This window comes from Vibrio sp. 10N.222.49.C9 (assembly GCF_041474985.1).
GTDB lineage: Bacteria > Pseudomonadota > Gammaproteobacteria > Enterobacterales > Vibrionaceae > Vibrio > Vibrio crassostreae_C.
The window spans coordinates 1-267 of record NZ_JBFRVD010001052.1 but is presented as its reverse complement, the minus strand read 5'-3'; the positions used below and the strand labels follow the sequence as shown (position 1 = coordinate 267).

The 267-nt window shown below is 40.8% G+C and carries 1 protein-coding gene; it reads left to right on the top strand.

The genetic code is table 11. The features are described from left to right. Positions 1-104 precede the first annotated feature (104 nt). A partial coding sequence (locus AB4585_RS26860; protein WP_372171786.1) for a glycogen/starch synthase occupies positions 105-267 on the top strand: 163 nt, incomplete at its 3' end.

Here is a 267-nt window from a genome sequence, read left to right as displayed (position 1 = left end):
AATCGTTTGTTTTTTATGTTAAAATCGCCTAGAAATGACGCGAGTCAAATCTATCAAAAACAGAAGCTGTCAACAGCTCTAATGAAAAACAGGATTTCCCCAAAATGTCTCAATTAAAAGTTTGGTTTACAGTTTCCGAAGCTGAAGGACTAGTGAAGAGCGGAGGCTTGGCTGACGTTGGTAAGGCGCTGCCTAAAGCACTACAAAACCTTGGCACTAACATTGCGATTGCAATCCCTGGCTATACAAAGTTACCCAACTTTGAAC